Below are 17590 nucleotides of genomic sequence, written 5' to 3'. Positions count from 1 at the left end.
GGAGGAAGCGTGCGACTTCTGACAACATTGTTGTTATCTCTGGCGGTGCTTGTCACCGCCGGATGTGGATGGCATCTGCGTAATACTACGCAGGTCCCACCCTCAATGAAAACCATGATTCTGGACTCTGGGGATCCAAACGGCCCATTAAGCCGCGCGGTTCGTAATCAGCTGCGTCTGAACGGCGTTACGCTGCTAGAGGACGGCTCAATGCGTAAAGATGTGACGTCCTTGCGTCTTGGCGCGGTCAGCATATCGCAGGATACGGCGTCGGTATTCCAGAACGGTCAAACGGCAGAATACCAGATGGTGATGTCCGTGAGTGCATCCGTGCTGATCCCAGGTCATGATATTTATCCAATCAGCGCCAAAGTTTATCGTTCGTTCTTTGACAACCCACAGGCTGCGCTGGCGAAGGATAACGAGCAGGACATGATCATCAAAGAGATGTATGACAAAGCGGCTGAACAGTTAATTCGTAAGCTGCCAAGCGTACATCTGGCCGATACTCTGTCATCCAATGCTGATGATGATGCTAAGCCAGCGGCGACAAAAGCCGCAGAGCCTGCGTCATCTCCGGCGCGTGTTTCCACCACGCTGGGTAACTGATGCTCAAGTTGTACCCTGAACAACTCCGCGCACAGCTCAATGAGGGGCTGCGCGCGGCGTATTTGCTCTTAGGTAACGATCCTCTCTTGTTGCAGGAAAGCCAGGACGCTATCCGTCAGGCTGCCGCCACACAAGGGTTCGAAGAACACCACGCTTTCACCCTGGACAATAGCACCGACTGGGGAGAGATTTTTTCACTCTGCCAGGCAATGAGCCTGTTTGCCAGCCGTCAAACCCTACTTTTGCAGTTGCCTGAAAATGGCCCCAATGCCGCCATTAACGAACAGCTCGCTTCACTCGTCACACTGCTACATGACGACCTGCTGCTGATCGTTCGCGGCAACAAACTGACTAAAGCGCAGGAAAACGCCGCATGGTATACCGGACTTGCCAATAATGCGGTGCAGGTAAGCTGCCAGACGCCGGAGCAAGCACAGCTTCCTCGTTGGGTCGCCGCCAGGGCGAAGCTTAACAATCTACAACTGGATGACGCAGCGAATCAGCTGTTGTGTTATTGCTATGAAGGTAATCTGTTAGCACTGGCGCAAGCGCTGGAACGGCTAGCATTGCTTTGGCCTGATGGCAAACTAACGCTGCCTCGCGTGGAGAAAGCCGTTAACGATGCCGCGCACTTTACCCCGTTCCATTGGGTGGATGCGCTGCTGATGGGCAAAAGCAAACGAGCGCTGCACATTCTGCAACAGTTACGCCTGGAAGGCAGTGAGCCGGTTATTTTGCTGCGCACGATACAGCGTGAATTACTGCTGTTGGTCAACTTAAAACGGCAGTCAGCCCATACGCCTTTACGCACGTTGTTTGATAAACACCGGGTGTGGCAAAATCGCCGGGGTATGATGGGAGACGCGCTAAACCGGCTGAATCCTGCGCAGTTGCGTCAGGCGGTAACGCTGTTAACGCGTACGGAAATTACGCTTAAACAAGACTATGGTCAGTCAGTGTGGGCGGAACTTGAGGGGCTTTCCCTGTTACTCTGCCATAAATCGCTGGCCGATGTTTTTATTGATGGTTGATATGAAATCATTGCAGGCTCTGTTCGGTGGCACCTTTGATCCGGTGCATTATGGTCATCTTAAACCGGTTGAAATTCTGGCGAATCTGATTGGCCTTTCCCGGGTCATTATCATGCCCAATAACGTGCCGCCGCATCGTGCGCAACCCGAAGCGTCCGGCGAACAACGTCAACGCATGGTTGAACTGGCCATTGCCGATAAGCCGTTGTTCTCCCTTGATGAACGCGAACTGAAACGCGATACCGCCTCCTACACCGCGCAAACGCTCAAAGAGTGGCGCGAGGAGCAAGGACCGGACGTGCCATTAGCGTTTATTATTGGCCAGGACTCACTGCTTACCTTTCCGTCCTGGCATGACTACGACACGATTCTGGGTAACACCCACCTCATTGTCTGCCGACGTCCGGGCTATCCGCTCGAAATGGCGCAGGAAAAGCACCAGCAGTGGCTGGAGGATCATCTGACCCATTCGCCAGATGACCTGCACAACTTGCCTTGCGGGAAAATTTATCTGGCTGAAACGCCGTGGTTTAACATCTCCGCCACGCTCATCCGTGAGCGTCTGGAAAAAGGCGAGCCGTGCGACGACCTCATGCCAGCTGCAGTGCTTGGCTATATCAATCAGCAGGGGTTGTACCGCTAAGCACCTTGCGTAGAGCCGCCAACAGGCGGTTATTCTCTTCCTGGCTGCGAACGGCTACCCGATAATAGCGCGCATCCAGCCCCGGATAATTAGCACAACTGCGAATCAAGACATGTTGTTCCAGCATTGCGCGTTGCAGATCAAAATCCGCCCGATCGCAGCGCAATAAGCGATAATTTGCCCTGCCAGGATACACCGTCAGGCCGGGCAGTTCTTTCAACTGCCGATCAAACCTCGCGCCCTCTTGCTCCAGCCACTTCCATGTTGCCTGCTGATATGCGCTGTCGTGTAAAATAATCTCACCTGCCAGTGCAGCAAATGCGTTAATTGACCACGGCATTTGTCGACGGCGCATCTGTGCAACAGCCTGTTCATTACTGTTGACCAGATACCCTAACCGCAGCCCCGGTATCGCATAGAACTTGGTGAGAGAGCGCAGCACCCAAATATGCGGGTTATCCAGAAGCAGCGGAATAAACCCCTGCTCCCCGGCAATAAAATCGATAAACGCTTCATCAAGGATCAGATTGATCCCAAGCAACTCACAACGCGCGGCTATTTCGCGCAGCAGGCGGTTATCGGGCAGCAAGCCAGTGGGATTGTTGGGCGTACAGAGAAACAGGCAGTCCAGCTCTGAGGATAACGCATCGAGGATTGCATCGGTAAGCTGCCAGCCATCGTCTTCGCGTAGCGCAAACTCATGGATCGTGCAGTCTCCCCATTGCAGCGCCCGACGATATTCAGCAAAGCCGGGCGTCACGATCATCGCATGGCGTGGTTTAAGACCTTGCACCAAAGTGAAAATCGACTCAGTCTCGCCGTTTCCGGCAAGTATCCATGAGGCAGGAATCTGATGATGTTCCGCCAGTGCCGCATGCAGTTTAGCGTAATCAACATCCGGGTAACGCTCCGCGCAGTCCAGGTTGTCGACGATCGCGCGTTTTAAACTTGTCGGCATACCCAGCGGATTAATATTCGCGCTAAAATCCAACAATTGTTCAGGCGAGATGCCCAACAGTTCGGCGGCTTCTCGGGTATTGCCACCATGCGCGCTCTTCAATAAAGACATCGTGCCGCTCCACGCAAAAAAAGGTATTTTAGTGAAAAATCTCTGCGCAATCAGGGCAAACATCATGTTTTGTGCGAATAACCTCAAGAGGAAAAAATGAGACTCTGGTTAGTACGTCATGGAGAAACTGAAGCCAATGTCGCTGGTTTATACAGCGGCCATGCCCCCACACCGCTAACGGAACGGGGTATCGCTCAGGCGCAAACACTGGGTACGCTGTTACGCAATGTACCTGTCGACAACGTTCTGTGCAGCGAGTTGGAACGTGCCCGCCATACAACGCAGTTGATCTTAGGCGATCGCGAGGTTCCTGTGCGCAACATGCCTGAGCTCAATGAGATGTTTTTTGGTGACTGGGAAATGCGCCATCATCGCGATCTGGCGCGAGAAGACGCCGAAAACTACGCCGTGTGGTGTAACGACTGGCAGAATGCGACGCCAACCAATGGTGAAGGTTTTCAGGCGTTTTCCCAGCGCGTGGAACGCTTTATTGCTCAGCTCGCTGATTACAAAACGTGCCAAAACCTACTGGTTGTGAGCCATCAGGGTGTTCTGAGCGTTTTGATCGCCCGTCTGCTGTCCATGCCGGCTGCAGCAATGTGGCATTTTCGCGTCGAACAAGGTTGCTGGAGCGCAATTGATTTTTGCGACGATTTTGCGGTTCTGAAAGTGCTCAACAGCCGGGCTGTATGGCACGACGGGGAGTGAAAGCCCTGTTTTTTCTGCCGAAGGGCTTCTCTCCCATTGACACCCCATGACAGGCTGTTATTCTCCGCAACCTGACTTTTCCCGCCCTTCAGAGCTTTGCAGAAATTGTTTTACAAAAATGGCGATGCATTCTGCGGCGTGGAGTGGGATGATAGCGCACTTCAAAAGCGCTTTCGGAGACATTTGTCCCGATATCGCCTCTGGTTCAGGTATACTAACAGACGTTTTTAACTCTTTTCACCCAGGGGGAACACTTGCAGGGTAAAGCACTTCAGGATTTTGTAATCGACAAAATTGATGACCTGAAAGGTCAAGACATCATCGCCTTAGACGTTCAGGGCAAATCCAGCATCACTGATTGCATGATTATCTGCACCGGCACGTCCAGCCGTCATGTAATGTCTATCGCAGACCACGTTGTTCAGGAGTCCCGCACTGCTGGTCTGCTGCCGCTCGGCGTAGAAGGCGAGAACGTTGCAGACTGGATCGTCGTTGACCTCGGTGATGTGATTGTCCACGTGATGCAGGAAGAAAGCCGTCGCCTGTATGAACTGGAAAAACTCTGGAGTTAATGCGTGAAGCTGCAACTTGTCGCTGTGGGTACGAAGATGCCTGACTGGGTGCAAACCGGGTTTACGGAGTATCTCCGTCGGTTTCCGAAAGATATGCCCTTTGAGCTGATCGAAATCCCGGCAGGAAAACGCGGCAAGAACGCGGATATTAAACGCATTCTCGACAAAGAGGGTGAGCAGATGCTGGCTGCCGCAGGCAAAAACCGCATCGTCACCCTTGATATCCCTGGTAAACCCTGGGACACGCCGCAGCTGGCGACTGAACTGGAACGCTGGAAACTGGACGGTCGTGACGTCAGTCTGTTGATTGGCGGGCCGGAAGGTCTCTCTCCTGCCTGTAAAGCGGCAGCGGAACAAAGCTGGTCACTCTCTGCGTTAACCCTTCCTCACCCTCTTGTTCGGGTTCTGGTCGCGGAGAGTCTGTACAGGGCGTGGAGCATCACCACCAACCATCCTTATCACCGTGAGTGATCATTGATTCTTGAGTAGATTAAGCAGCGGATGAAACTACAGAATTCTTTTCGCGACTATTCGGCTGAGTCCGCGCTGTTTGTGCGCCGGGCGCTGGTCGCTTTTTTGGGGATTTTGCTGCTCACCGGCGTGCTGATCGCCAACCTTTATAATCTGCAAATCGTTCGCTTTACTGATTATCAGACTCGCTCGAACGAAAACCGCATCAAACTGGTGCCTATCGCCCCCAGTCGCGGCATCATTTATGACCGTAACGGAATTCCACTCGCCCTTAACCGCACCATTTATCAGATAGAAATGATGCCGGAAAAGGTCGACAACGTTCAGGATACCCTCGACGCGCTGCGTAACGTCGTAGACCTGACGGACGACGACATTGCCGCCTTTAAAAAAGAGCGCGCCCGTTCACACCGCTTCACCTCCATTCCGGTAAAAACTAACCTCAGTGAAGTGCAGGTGGCACGGTTCGCCGTTAATCAATATCGCTTTCCCGGCGTCGAAGTTAAAGGCTATAAACGCCGCTATTACCCCTACGGCTCTGCGCTGACCCACGTCATTGGCTACGTATCGAAGATCAACGATAAAGACGTGGACCGCCTGGACAAAGACGGCAAGCTGGCCAACTACGCGGCGACGCACGACATCGGTAAATTGGGTATTGAACGCTACTATGAAGACGTACTTCACGGCCAGACTGGTTATGAAGAAGTTGAAGTGAACAACCGTGGCCGCGTCATTCGCCAACTGAAAGAAGTGGCGCCGCAGGCCGGGCACGATATCTATCTCACCCTTGACCTGAAACTCCAGCAGTACATCGAAACGCTGCTGGCGGGCAGTCGTGCCGCGGTGGTAGTCACCGACCCGCGTACCGGTGGCGTTCTCGCACTGGTGTCCATGCCGAGCTACGACCCGAACCTGTTTGTCGATGGTATCTCGAGTAAAGATTACTCCGGGTTGCTCAATGACCCGAATACCCCATTGGTTAACCGCGCGACTCAGGGTGTCTACCCCCCTGCTTCGACGGTTAAACCTTACGTCGCGGTTTCTGCATTAAGTGCAGGCGTCATCACCCGCAATACTGGTCTGTTCGATCCGGGTTGGTGGCAATTACCGGGCTCTGAAAAACGTTACCGCGACTGGAAAAAATGGGGGCACGGCCATCTGAACATCACCCGTTCTCTGGAAGAGTCAGCGGATACGTTTTTCTATCAAATCGCCTATGATATGGGGATAGACCGCCTTTCAGAATGGATGAGCAAGTTTGGCTACGGTCAATATACGGGTATCGATCTTGCCGAAGAGCGCGCCGGAAACATGCCAACCCGCGAGTGGAAGCAAAAACGGTTTAAAAAGCCATGGTACCAGGGTGATACCATTCCGGTCGGCATCGGTCAGGGTTACTGGACGGCAACCCCTATCCAGATGAGTAAAGCGCTGATGATCCTTATCAACGACGGTTTGGTAAAAGTCCCGCATCTGCTGATGAGCACAGCAGAAAACGGCAAGCAAGTGCCGTGGATTCAGCCACACGAACCACCCGTTGGTGACATTCATTCCGGTTATTGGGAAATCGCAAAAGACGGCATGTACGGTGTAGCCAACCGTCCTAACGGTACTGCACACAAATATTTCGCTGGCGCACCTTACAAAATTGCGGCGAAATCCGGTACTGCACAGGTCTTTGGCCTGAAAGCCAATGAAACCTATAACGCACATAAGATCGCCGAGCGCTTACGTGACCACAAGCTGATGACGGCCTTCGCACCCTATGATAAGCCCCAGGTTGCTGTCGCCATAATCCTTGAAAACGGTGGCGCGGGCCCGGCTGTGGGTACCATTATGCGCCAGATCCTTGACCACATTATGTTGGGCGACAATAACACCAATCTGCCTGCAGAAAACCCCGCGGTTGCAGCAGCGGAGGACCAATAATCGTGACGGATAATCCGAACAAAAAAACATTCTGGGACAAAATCCACATCGATCCCACGATGTTGCTTATTTTGCTGGCGCTGCTGGTTTACAGCTCGCTGGTCATCTGGAGCGCCAGCGGCCAGGATATTGGCATGATGGAGCGCAAGGTCGGTCAGATCGCGATGGGCCTGGTCATCATGGTGGTGATGGCGCAAATCCCGCCCCGAGTTTATGAAGGCTGGGCTCCCTATCTCTACATCTTTTGCATCATTTTGTTGGTGGCAGTAGATGCCTTCGGCGCTATCTCCAAAGGCGCGCAGCGCTGGCTGGATTTGGGGATTGTGCGTTTTCAGCCTTCCGAAATCGCCAAGATTGCCGTGCCGCTGATGGTCGCGCGCTTCATCAACCGTGATGTTTGCCCGCCATCGCTAAAAAATACCGCCATTGCGTTGGTGCTGATATTTATGCCCACCCTGCTGGTGGCCGCCCAGCCAGACCTCGGGACTTCAATTCTGGTCGCCCTTTCCGGCCTGTTTGTTCTGTTCCTTTCTGGTTTGAGCTGGCGTTTAATCGGTGTTGCGGTGGTCCTGGTTGCGGCGTTTATCCCAATACTGTGGTTCTTCCTGATGCATGATTATCAACGTCAGCGCGTCATGATGTTACTCGATCCGGAAACCGATCCGCTGGGTGCGGGTTATCACATCATTCAGTCTAAAATTGCTATTGGCTCCGGCGGTCTACGTGGTAAGGGCTGGCTACACGGTACGCAGTCACAGCTTGAGTTTTTACCCGAACGTCATACAGATTTTATCTTCGCGGTATTAGCGGAAGAACTGGGTCTGGTAGGGATCTTAATTCTGCTGGCGCTGTACATTTTGCTGATTATGCGCGGGTTATGGATCGCTGCCCACGCGCAAACCACCTTTGGTCGCGTCATGGCGGGTGGTTTAATGTTGATATTATTCGTTTATGTCTTCGTAAATATTGGTATGGTGAGCGGTATTCTGCCCGTGGTTGGCGTTCCTCTCCCACTGGTCAGTTACGGAGGCTCGGCACTCATTGTGCTGATGGCTGGGTTCGGGATTGTTATGTCGATCCATACCCATAGAAAAATGTTGTCGAAAAGCGTGTAAGGGGTACGCAATGCGTAAGCAGTGGCTTGGTATCTGCATCGCAGCAGGAATGCTCGCGGCGTGTTCGAGTGATGATGGTCAGCAACAGGGTGCTGTCGCGCCGCAGCCTGCGGTGTGTAATGGTCCGATTGTTGAAATCAGCGGGGCCGATCCGCGCTTTGAACCCCTGAACCCAACGGCGAATCAGGACTATCAGCGTGATGGTAAGAGCTACAAAATCGTCCAGGACCCTTCCCGCTTTAGCCAGGCAGGGCTTGCCGCTATCTATGATGCGGAACCCGGAAGCAACTTAACCGCGTCTGGTGAAGCGTTCGACCCGATGCAGTTAACCGCAGCGCATCCGACGCTGCCAGTCCCAAGCTATGCCAGAATAACTAACCTGGCAAATGGCAGGATGATTGTCGTGCGCATTAACGATCGCGGCCCTTATGGCAACGATCGCGTGATTTCACTTTCACGTGCAGCAGCCGACCGTCTGAATACCTCCAACAATACCAAAGTGCGTATCGACCCGATCATCGTCGCCCAGGATGGTTCATTGTCCGGGCCGGGAATGGCTTGTACCACGGTAGCGAAACAAACCTATGCCCTGCCCGCGCGTCCTGATTTAAGCGGCGGTGGCAGTATGGGCAGCATGCCTGCGCCATCGGATGTGGGTCAGCCGCAAGGCGATATTCGTCCGATCAGCAATTCCACGTTGAAAAGCGATGATACAACCGGTGCGCCAGTGAACAGCAGTGGATTCCTCGGTGCGCCGACCACGCTCGCAGCAGGCGTGCTGGAAGGTAGCGAGCCGACTCCGGCTCCGCAACCGACCACCACCGCACCGGTAACGCCAACCGCACCAGCAGCAACACCAGCCGCCGTCGCTGCACCTGCGCCAGCGGCAGTAGCCAACGGACGCTACGTGGTTCAGGTTGGCGCAGTCCGCGAGCAGTCGCGTGCGCAGCAGTATCAAAAACGTTTAAGCCAGCAATTTGGCGTCCCAGGTCGGGTGGTACAAAACGGCGCAGTCTGGCGTATCCAGATGGGGCCGTTCGCCAGCAAAGCTGAAGCCTCCACATTGCAGCAGCGTCTTCGAGCCGAGGCGCAATTACAGTCCTTCATCACCGGCGTGTAATAACGTAAATCAGGTATCTGAACTGTCAGTTTCTGTAAATGACATTAACAAAGTCACGCGGAAAGTCAGATGCCTGCCCGTTTTGCATTTGCTATAGTAGGGCACTTTTTTTAATTTCATCACGGACGTCGTAGTTCAGACCATGAAGACCACTTTTTCCGCTCGTTTCGTGCAGCGTATGGCGCTCACCGCGGCTCTCTGCGCAGCTTCTCTCTCTGCTGCCCATGCCGATGACCTGAATATTAAAACCATGATCCCGGGTGTTCCGCAGATCGATGCGGAGTCATATATCCTGATTGATTACAATTCAGGCAAAGTTCTGGCAGAACAGAACGCTGACACTCGCCGCGACCCCGCCAGTCTGACCAAAATGATGACCAGCTACGTCATCGGCCAGGCGATGAAAGCCGGGAAATTCAAAGAAACCGATCTGGTCACCGTCGGTAATGACGCATGGGCTACAGGTAACCCGGTCTTTAAAGGTTCATCGTTGATGTTCCTGAAGCCAGGAATGCAGGTTCCTGTTTCTCAGCTTATCCGTGGTATCAACCTGCAATCCGGGAATGACGCGTGCGTGGCAATGGCGGACTTCGCAGCCGGTAGCCAGGATGCTTTCGTCGGACTGATGAACAGCTATGTGAACGCGCTGGGCCTGAAAAACACCCACTTCCAGACCGTTCATGGTCTCGATGCTGACGGTCAATACAGCTCGGCTCGCGACATGGCGATGATTGGTCAGGCGCTGATTCGCGACGTGCCTAACGAATACTCTATCTATAAAGAAAAAGAGTTCACGTTTAACGGCATCCGTCAGTTAAACCGTAACGGCCTGCTGTGGGATAACAGCCTGAATGTCGACGGTATCAAAACCGGTCATACCGACAAGGCTGGCTATAACCTCGTTGCATCCGCAACCGAAGGCCAGATGCGTCTGATCTCCGCCGTCATGGGTGGCCGCACCTATAAAGGTCGTGAAACCGAAAGTAAAAAACTGCTGACCTGGGGCTTCCGTTTCTTTGAAACCGTGAACCCACTGAAAGTCGGTAAAGAGTTTGCTTCAGAGCCCGCCTGGTTTGGTAATACCGATCGTGCATCGTTAGGCGTAGATAAAGATGTCTACCTGACTATTCCGCGCGGCCGCATGAAAGATCTGAAAGCAAGCTATGTGCTGAACACCACAGAACTGCACGCACCGCTGCAGAAAAACCAGGTTGTCGGCACCATCAACTTCCAGCTGGATGGCAAAACCATTGAGCAGCGCCCGCTGGTAGTCCTGCAGGAAATCCCTGAAGGCAACTTCTTTGGGAAAATCATTGATTACATTAAATTAATGTTCCATCACTGGTTTGGCTAAAAATCGAACACTTGAAAGTGTGATTTACGTCCCCATATACTAGGTATCCAGATAACTCCCACGCGCTGTGGGAGTTATTATTTATTGATGTAACGCCGGAGCTGACATGAAAACCAAACTTAACGAACTGCTTGAATTCCCTACTCCATTTACTTACAAAGTAATGGGGCAGGCGTTGCCTGAGCTGGTTGATCAGGTGGTTGAAGTGGTACAGCGCCATGCGCCAGGTGATTACTCTCCGACGGTAAAACCGAGCAGCAAAGGCAACTACCACTCGGTCTCAATCACTATTACTGCTACACACATTGAGCAGGTTGAAACGCTGTACGAAGAATTAGGCAATATCGATATCGTTCGCATGGTGCTGTAAAAACCTGTTGGTTACCCGCTGCATCCCCGCTCGGGTAACCCCTCCCTCCTGTGATATACTTTTCCCCTCTTTTATATTCTCTACTCTATGTGAGTATCTACGGAGATGCCGTTTTGTATCAGGATAAAATTCTTGTCCGCCAGCTCGGTCTTCAACCTTACGAGCCAGTTTCTCTGGCCATGCACGAATTCACCGATACCCGCGATGAAAACAGTTATGACGAAATCTGGCTGGTAGAGCATTATCCTGTTTTTACCCAGGGTCAGGCAGGTAAAGCAGAGCACGTACTGATGCCGGGAGATATTCCGGTGATCCAGAGCGATCGTGGCGGTCAGGTGACTTATCACGGGCCGGGCCAGCAGGTCATGTATGTGCTGTTGAACCTGAAGCGTCGTAAACTTGGCGTTCGCGAACTGGTTACGCTGCTGGAGCAAACCGTGGTGAATACCCTTGCGGAAATCGGTATTGACGCTCACCCGCGAGCCGATGCGCCTGGCGTATACGTTGGAGAGAAGAAAATCTGCTCTTTGGGGTTACGTATTCGTAAAGGTTGTTCATTTCACGGCTTAGCGCTCAACGTGGATATGGACTTGTCGCCTTTCCTGCGTATCAATCCTTGTGGTTACGCCGGAATGGAAATGGCGAAGGTATCGCAGTGGGATAGCACAGCCACGACCGAGAGCGTTCGCCCCCGGCTGCTGGCCAACATTCTGGCGCTGTTGGGTAACCCACCGCACGAGTACATTGCGGACTGAAAATACGCGCATACTTTGCCACGGCATATGTTGTGGCAAATGGCACAAAACAACAACTATTTTACATTTTGCCAGCCTGTCAGGCTGCTTTCTGGCCCGTTTCAATGATATACTGCGTATCACTAATTCAAAAATAGTTGATAAATGCAACATTCCCTTGAATTGAAACGCTTTCCTTCGTAATTCGCAACTGGAACACGCAAGCTATGAGTAAACCCATTGTGATGGAACGCGGTGTTAAATACCGCGATGCCGATAAGATGGCTCTTATCCCGGTAAAAAATGTGGCAACAGAGCGTGAAGCCCTGCTGCGTAAACCGGAATGGATGAAAATAAAACTGCCAGCGGACTCCACTCGCATCCAGGGCATCAAAGCGGCAATGCGCAAAAATGGCCTGCACTCTGTCTGCGAAGAAGCTTCCTGCCCTAACCTGGCTGAATGTTTCAATCACGGAACTGCAACCTTTATGATCCTCGGCGCAATCTGTACCCGCCGTTGCCCATTCTGTGACGTTGCCCATGGCCGTCCGGTTGCTCCTGATGCTAACGAGCCGTTAAAACTTGCTCAGACGATTGCTGACATGGCGCTGCGCTATGTCGTCATTACCTCCGTTGACCGCGACGATCTGCGTGACGGCGGCGCTCAGCACTTTGCTGACTGCATCACCGCTATTCGTGAGAAAAGCCCGTCGATTAAAATCGAAACGCTGGTGCCTGACTTCCGTGGTCGTATGGATCGTGCGCTGGATATCCTCACGGCCACCCCGCCGGATGTGTTTAACCACAACCTCGAAAACGTACCACGTATTTATCGCAATGTTCGTCCAGGTGCTGACTACAACTGGTCACTGAAGCTTCTGGAACGTTTCAAGGAAGCGCACCCGGAGATTCCGACCAAATCAGGTCTGATGGTCGGTCTGGGCGAAACCAATGCGGAAATCATTGAGGTCATGCGTGACCTGCGCAGCCATGGTGTCACCATGCTGACACTGGGACAGTATTTACAGCCAAGCCGCCATCACCTGCCGGTTCAACGCTATGTGAGCCCGGATGAGTTCGATGAGATGAAAGCCGAAGCTATGGCAATGGGCTTTACCCATGCAGCCTGCGGTCCATTCGTTCGCTCTTCATACCATGCTGACATGCAGGCCAAAGGGCTGGAAGTGAAGTAATCGTGTAATACTCACTTACATATCAGCAATAAAAAAACCGGCTAATTGCCGGTTTTTTTTCATGCAGAGTATGCAGTATGAGCATCATGCTCCTGACATTACTCTTTATGAGAAAGCTTCTCAGCCTGAACGCTACCATCAGCATCTTTCTTAGCATCGGCATTATCGTCGTTCATTGCTTTCTTGAAGCCTTTGATTGCCGTTCCCAGGTCTCCACCCAGTGTACGTAACTTCTTGGTACCAAACAGCAGAACAACCAGTGCGGCAACCACCAGCAGTTTGGTAATACTAATCTCACCCATAGATACCTTCTTGACTTAAACCAGGCTGCATAAAGCGCCATATTAACCTGAGAATATTAACGGCCTTTCGACGCGCGCACACAATAGCAATCTGTAACAAGGTGAATCAAGCCTTGTTTAAAAAAACGTCATAATAATTGCGGTGGCGCAAAGCGTCGGTTACTTAACACCGGGAGTTGTGCCCTAACCTGCCTCACCCGCTCGGCGGAAACCTCGGCCATAATTAGCGCGGGCGTTTCTGCCGCAGCAGCAATGGTCACACCAAAGGGGTCGATGACCCTGCTTTGGCCGATATTCTTGTTACCGCACTCTCCCGCCGCAATCAGGTAACACGTCGCATCTAACGCTCTTGCCGCCAAAAGCGTAGCCCAGTGATGCTCTTTAAGCGCTCCCCGAACCCAGGCTGCGGGTAAGACAAGAATTTCCGCTCCCTGCAATGCGTGCGCCAGCGCCAACTCAGGAAAGCGCAGATCATAACAGGTCATTAACCCTACTTTTAACCCGTCTACGTCCAGCAGCGGCGCTATGGCGTCCCCTGCATCCACATTTCGTGACTCCTGAATCGAAAAGGCATCATAGAGATGTAATTTAGCGTAATGGGCCACGACCTGACCTGCCCGTAGCGCCACCAGCATGTTAAACGCCCGGCCTGGCACAGAAGGAACATGAATCGTCAGAATTGTCGTCATCTCGTTTTGCGCGCTTTCTCGCAGCAAGCGCGTCAAAAATCCGCCCTCCAGCAGTTGAGCTGATTTCACTGACAGGTCTGGGTCCAGATCGTCACGGGCCAGAAGCGCCTCCGGTAATACCAACAGCGACGCCCCCTCTCCTGCAGCCTGTGACATCAAAAAGACGCAGGTTTCTGCATTTTTTTCCCATGAAGGTCCCACGGCAAATTGCCCTGCTGCAACGAACATATTCCCTCCAGAAAACGTTGTTAGGCTCGCCAACCACGATTATTCAGCGTTACACTCATCCTATATACAATCAAATAGCAGGATTATGCAGTGTTACAACTCCTTTTAGCGGTTTTTATCGGTGGTGGTACAGGTAGTGTAGCAAGATGGATGTTGAGCATGAGGTTTAACCCGCTACATCAGGCCATCCCATTCGGTACGCTGGCTGCAAACTTACTTGGCGCATTTATCATTGGTATGGGTCTGGCGTGGTTTAATCGCATGACTAACATTGATCCAATGTGGAAGGTGCTGATTACCACTGGCTTTTGCGGGGGACTAACAACGTTTTCCACTTTCTCAGCTGAGGTGGTGTTTTTGCTACAGGAAGGACGCTTTGGTTGGGCTATGGTGAATGTACTGGTTAATCTGTTGGGATCATTTGCGATGACCGCCCTGGCATTCTGGCTGGTTTCGGCCTCTCCCGCGCACTGAAGCGAAAAAAAACCCGCAATTAAGCGGGTTTTGAATGCTTGCTGTCGTATGCTTACAGAGCGATTACGTTTGCAGCAGAAGGGCCTTTGGCACCGTTAGTGATTTCGAACTCTACACGCTGACCTTCAGCCAGAGTTTTAAAACCATTGGTCTGGATTGCAGAGAAGTGTACGAACACGTCTTTGCTGCCATCTTCCGGAGTAATGAAACCGAATCCTTTGGACTCATTAAACCACTTAACGTTACCTTTAATCTTAGACATCAAAATTACCTTTACATGAAAAATAGACACAAATGCTGTGTCGGGTATCAGTACAACAATTGTGGTGGACTTTGTCCAGTCGAACTTTATCAAAAAGTGATAAATGTCGCGTTATTTTTCAGTTAAAGTTAATATCGCATTGTTTTTAAAAGACTTTTTAATAATCCACCTGACAATACAGGTAGTCCATCAAAACTGGAAACGCATCCATGCAAAGTAGACGTTACCGTTGTTGTACGTTCCCGGAATGTAGGTCATCTGGAACGTTGCCGGACCATACCCTATCGATGCCAGCGGTAACAGCACGGGAACCGGAATGTAGTTCCAGTTATCGCGCGCGGTAAAACCGGCGGTAAAGCCAAGTCCAGTATGGAAATTTTCATCTGCCAGCGGTCGCCAGGTTTTTTCCCAGCCATAACCACCAATAGGTTCCCATTTATTGTAGGAATCCTTAAAGGCCATTATATAAAGCCCGTGCCAGTTACCTTTATCATCCCAACGGGATTGACCAAAGCCCGCCCCCCATGGGCGTTCATTGTAGCGATCCGTTTTTTCTTTATCATAAGCAAAACGAGCATGCCAGGTAATAGCCGGCACGTACAGATCATAATGTTCTGGCTGCTGCCAGGTTTCACTGACGTTGTCTTTAAAAGTAGCGAACCAGCCTTTATCTTCAGCAGCGCCCTGGGGAATGAAAGCTAACTGAATAAAAAGAAATGAAAAAATGAGAAAATATCGTTTAGCGACAATCACAACTTAATTACCATCCTGGGATTTATTATTAATTGTAGCAAACCCAACCTTAATGTTAGCTTAACAAAAATGCGCAGCTAAAAAATCAGAATAATCCTCAGCCTATAATTTTTAAGATAATTATCCATGAGTTTATTGAGCCATCTAATAGGAACTATTTTCTCTTTATTGCCAATAAATTGTTCTTTCCTGCGAAAAAAGTTAAATATCATCACAATAAATTAACAATTAATATTCATCATTGCCACAAAACACACACATCAGCGCTGCGCTTCACAGTTTCTTATTGTGAGATTCTTTTTTTAACCACGATGCTGAAAAAACGGCTTAACCATCGCTTGAATCCGTATTTTTATTGATTTTAATCAGCAAGAGTTATCGGTTTATTAGGCACATTCTGTCACCACTTTTTACTTTTTTTAGTTTTTTTACTTTCTGGGCAGCAATGCGACAGGGGAAACGATGTTGACATTTATTGAACTCCTTATTGGGGTTGTGGTTATTGTGGGTGTAGCGCGCTACATCATTAAAGGTTATTCCGCGACAGGCGTACTGTTTGTTGGTGGTCTGGTTTTGCTGATTATCAGTGCGCTGATGGGGCATAAAGTTTTGCCGTCCAGCGCGGCATCAACGGGCTATACGGCAACAGACATTGTTGAATATATTAAAATTTTGCTGATGAGCCGTGGTGGCGATCTCGGCATGATGATCATGATGCTGTGTGGTTTTGCCGCTTATATGACCCACATTGGCGCGAACGATATGGTCGTTAAGCTGGCCTCCAAGCCTCTGCAATACATCAACTCACCTTATCTGCTAATGATTGCCGCCTATTTTGTCGCCTGCCTGATGTCACTGGCGGTTTCGTCAGCAACCGGTCTGGGCGTATTGCTGATGGCAACACTGTTCCCGGTCATGGTTAACGTTGGGATCAGCCGTGGTGCCGCAGCGGCCATTTGTGCCTCCCCTGCTGCAATTATTCTTTCACCAACATCCGGTGATGTGGTGCTGGCGGCAAAAGCTGCGGAAATGCCGCTGATCGATTTCGCCTTTAAAACCACGCTGCCAATTTCCATTGCCGCCATCATTGCTATGGCGATTGCCCACTTTTTCTGGCAGCGTTTTCTGGATAAAAAAGAGAACATTTCTCATGAAATGTTAGATGTGGCTGAAATCACCACGACTGCTCCGTCATTTTACGCCATTCTGCCGTTTACCCCGATTGTTGGCGTCCTGATTTTTGATGGTAAATGGGGTCCACAGCTGCATATCATTACGATTCTGGTTCTGTGCATGCTCATCGCGGCTATTCTGGAGTTCGTACGTGGGTTCAATACCCAAAAGGTTTTCTCTGGTCTGGAAGTCGCTTACCGTGGCATGGCGGATGCCTTTGCTAACGTGGTGATGTTATTAGTCGCTGCGGGTGTTTTTGCCCAGGGCCTGAGCACAATCGGGTTTATTCAGAGTCTGATTTCTATCGCCACCTCGTTTGGTTCGGCGAGCATTATTCTGATGATGGTGCTGGTGATCCTGACTATGCTGGCGGCAATGACTACGGGTTCCGGTAACGCCCCGTTCTATGCCTTCGTTGAGATGATCCCTAAGCTGGCGCATTCCTCCGGCATTAACCCAGCTTACCTTGTTATCCCGATGCTGCAAGCGTCAAACCTTGGACGCACAATCTCCCCGGTCTCCGGCGTGGTGGTTGCTGTTGCTGGTATGGCGAAGATTTCTCCGTTCGAAGTGGTGAAACGTACCTCGGTTCCGGTTCTGGTTGGGTTGTTGGTTGTGATTATCGCAACTGAAGTGATGGTACCAGGTTCTTCTTCAGCCGTCGTTGGCGGCTGATACTCAGAGAAATATAGGCCGGATAAGGCATTCACGCCGCATCCGGCATTTCGACTGCAACGTTGCCGGATGTCGATGCTAAAGCATCTTATCCGGCCTACGTCAGAAATCAG

At 51.3% G+C, this 17590-nt stretch carries 20 protein-coding genes; 15 read left to right on the top strand and 5 right to left on the bottom strand.

The window, feature by feature from the left end:
* Nucleotides 1–9: 9 nt before the first annotated feature.
* The 3 genes from lptE to nadD are packed head-to-tail and all read left to right on the top strand — an operon-like array spanning nt 10 to nt 2283.
* On the top strand, nt 10–609 hold the full coding sequence (gene lptE, locus OGY67_RS18355) for an LPS assembly lipoprotein LptE (RefSeq protein ID WP_191221715.1): 600 nt from the start codon (nt 10–12) through the stop codon (nt 607–609).
* Nucleotides 609–1640 (top strand): DNA polymerase III subunit delta, encoded by a 1032-nt coding sequence (gene holA, locus OGY67_RS18350; RefSeq protein ID WP_032942687.1) that lies wholly within the window; start codon nt 609–611, stop codon nt 1638–1640. Before lptE ends, holA begins: the two co-directional genes overlap by 1 nt.
* 1 nt (nt 1641) lies before the next feature.
* Complete coding sequence (gene nadD, locus OGY67_RS18345; protein ID WP_234692210.1) at nt 1642–2283, top strand: nicotinate-nucleotide adenylyltransferase; 642 nt, start codon at nt 1642–1644, stop codon at nt 2281–2283.
* On the opposite strand, the gene cobD is transcribed toward nadD, so the two are convergent.
* Nucleotides 2258–3352 carry a threonine-phosphate decarboxylase CobD gene (gene cobD / locus OGY67_RS18340; RefSeq protein ID WP_234692209.1) on the bottom strand — a complete coding sequence of 365 codons (1095 nt, stop codon included), beginning with the start codon at nt 3350–3352 and terminating at the stop codon, nt 2258–2260. The two genes, nadD and cobD, sit on opposite strands and share 26 nt — an antisense overlap.
* Before the next feature lie 96 nt (nt 3353–3448).
* On the opposite strand from cobD, the gene OGY67_RS18335 reads away from it, so the two are divergent.
* From OGY67_RS18335 to lipA, 10 genes are all read left to right on the top strand, one after another.
* Nucleotides 3449–4060: an adenosylcobalamin/alpha-ribazole phosphatase gene (locus OGY67_RS18335; protein WP_008784086.1), complete on the top strand. Its 612-nt coding sequence runs from the start codon at nt 3449–3451 to the stop codon at nt 4058–4060.
* Nucleotides 4061–4314: 254 nt separating this feature from the next.
* Nucleotides 4315–4632 (top strand): ribosome silencing factor, encoded by a 318-nt coding sequence (gene rsfS, locus OGY67_RS18330; protein ID WP_003022728.1) that lies wholly within the window; start codon nt 4315–4317, stop codon nt 4630–4632.
* Nucleotides 4633–4635: 3 nt separating this feature from the next.
* Entirely contained in the window at nt 4636–5103 is a 468-nt protein-coding gene (gene rlmH / locus OGY67_RS18325) for a 23S rRNA (pseudouridine(1915)-N(3))-methyltransferase RlmH (RefSeq protein WP_003022725.1), read from the top strand.
* 30 nt (nt 5104–5133) lie between these two features.
* Nucleotides 5134–7035, top strand: a complete 1902-nt coding sequence (gene mrdA, locus OGY67_RS18320; RefSeq protein ID WP_003831292.1) for a peptidoglycan DD-transpeptidase MrdA — start codon at nt 5134–5136, stop codon at nt 7033–7035.
* Nucleotides 7036–7037: 2 nt separating this feature from the next.
* Nucleotides 7038–8150 carry a peptidoglycan glycosyltransferase MrdB gene (gene mrdB / locus OGY67_RS18315; RefSeq protein WP_003022718.1) on the top strand — a complete coding sequence of 371 codons (1113 nt, stop codon included), beginning with the start codon at nt 7038–7040 and terminating at the stop codon, nt 8148–8150.
* A 10-nt stretch (nt 8151–8160) separates the two neighbouring features.
* Nucleotides 8161–9270, top strand: coding sequence for an endolytic peptidoglycan transglycosylase RlpA (gene rlpA / locus OGY67_RS18310; protein WP_286574348.1), 1110 nt, complete (start codon nt 8161–8163; stop codon nt 9268–9270).
* Nucleotides 9271–9412: 142 nt separating this feature from the next.
* Nucleotides 9413–10624 carry a D-alanyl-D-alanine carboxypeptidase DacA gene (gene dacA, locus OGY67_RS18305; RefSeq protein WP_003022711.1) on the top strand — a complete coding sequence of 404 codons (1212 nt, stop codon included), beginning with the start codon at nt 9413–9415 and terminating at the stop codon, nt 10622–10624.
* Between the two features lie 106 nt (nt 10625–10730).
* On the top strand, nt 10731–10994 hold the full coding sequence (ybeD, locus tag OGY67_RS18300; protein WP_003022706.1) for a DUF493 family protein YbeD: 264 nt from the start codon (nt 10731–10733) through the stop codon (nt 10992–10994).
* 113 nt (nt 10995–11107) lie between these two features.
* The gene (gene lipB, locus OGY67_RS18295; RefSeq protein WP_032942682.1) at nt 11108–11749 is read left to right on the top strand and encodes a lipoyl(octanoyl) transferase LipB; all 642 of its coding nucleotides are present in this window, start codon (nt 11108–11110) and stop codon (nt 11747–11749) included.
* Nucleotides 11750–11955: 206 nt separating this feature from the next.
* Nucleotides 11956–12921 (top strand): lipoyl synthase, encoded by a 966-nt coding sequence (lipA, locus tag OGY67_RS18290; protein WP_003022702.1) that lies wholly within the window; start codon nt 11956–11958, stop codon nt 12919–12921.
* A gap of 98 nt (nt 12922–13019) precedes the next feature.
* Here the strand turns inward: lipA and tatE are convergent, their stop codons facing one another.
* Nucleotides 13020–13223, bottom strand: a complete 204-nt coding sequence (gene tatE, locus OGY67_RS18285) for a twin-arginine translocase subunit TatE (RefSeq protein ID WP_003022699.1) — start codon at nt 13221–13223, stop codon at nt 13020–13022.
* A gap of 128 nt (nt 13224–13351) precedes the next feature.
* A complete protein-coding gene (locus tag OGY67_RS18280) occupies nt 13352–14140 on the bottom strand; it encodes a deaminated glutathione amidase (protein ID WP_198801712.1) in 789 nt (262 codons plus the stop codon).
* 90 nt (nt 14141–14230) lie between these two features.
* On the opposite strand from OGY67_RS18280, the gene crcB reads away from it, so the two are divergent.
* Nucleotides 14231–14614, top strand: coding sequence for a fluoride efflux transporter CrcB (gene crcB, locus OGY67_RS18275; protein WP_003831281.1), 384 nt, complete (start codon nt 14231–14233; stop codon nt 14612–14614).
* Between the two features lie 52 nt (nt 14615–14666).
* Here crcB and cspE read toward each other — a convergent pair whose 3' ends face one another.
* Together cspE and pagP are read right to left on the bottom strand one after the other, a co-directional pair.
* The gene (cspE, locus tag OGY67_RS18270) at nt 14667–14876 is read right to left on the bottom strand and encodes a transcription antiterminator/RNA stability regulator CspE (protein WP_000034825.1); all 210 of its coding nucleotides are present in this window, start codon (nt 14874–14876) and stop codon (nt 14667–14669) included.
* 189 nt (nt 14877–15065) lie between these two features.
* Nucleotides 15066–15629, bottom strand: a complete 564-nt coding sequence (gene pagP, locus OGY67_RS18265) for a lipid IV(A) palmitoyltransferase PagP (RefSeq protein WP_003831280.1) — start codon at nt 15627–15629, stop codon at nt 15066–15068.
* A gap of 462 nt (nt 15630–16091) precedes the next feature.
* Between pagP and dcuC the strand changes: the two genes are divergently transcribed.
* Complete coding sequence (gene dcuC, locus OGY67_RS18260) at nt 16092–17477, top strand: anaerobic C4-dicarboxylate transporter DcuC (RefSeq protein ID WP_003022136.1); 1386 nt, start codon at nt 16092–16094, stop codon at nt 17475–17477.
* The last annotated feature ends 113 nt before the right edge of the window (nt 17478–17590 follow it).

It is taken from the genome of Citrobacter sp. Cpo015, assembly GCF_030333035.1.
Classification (GTDB): Bacteria; Pseudomonadota; Gammaproteobacteria; order Enterobacterales; family Enterobacteriaceae; genus Citrobacter; species Citrobacter portucalensis.
This window is presented reverse-complemented; position numbering and strand designations above follow the sequence as displayed.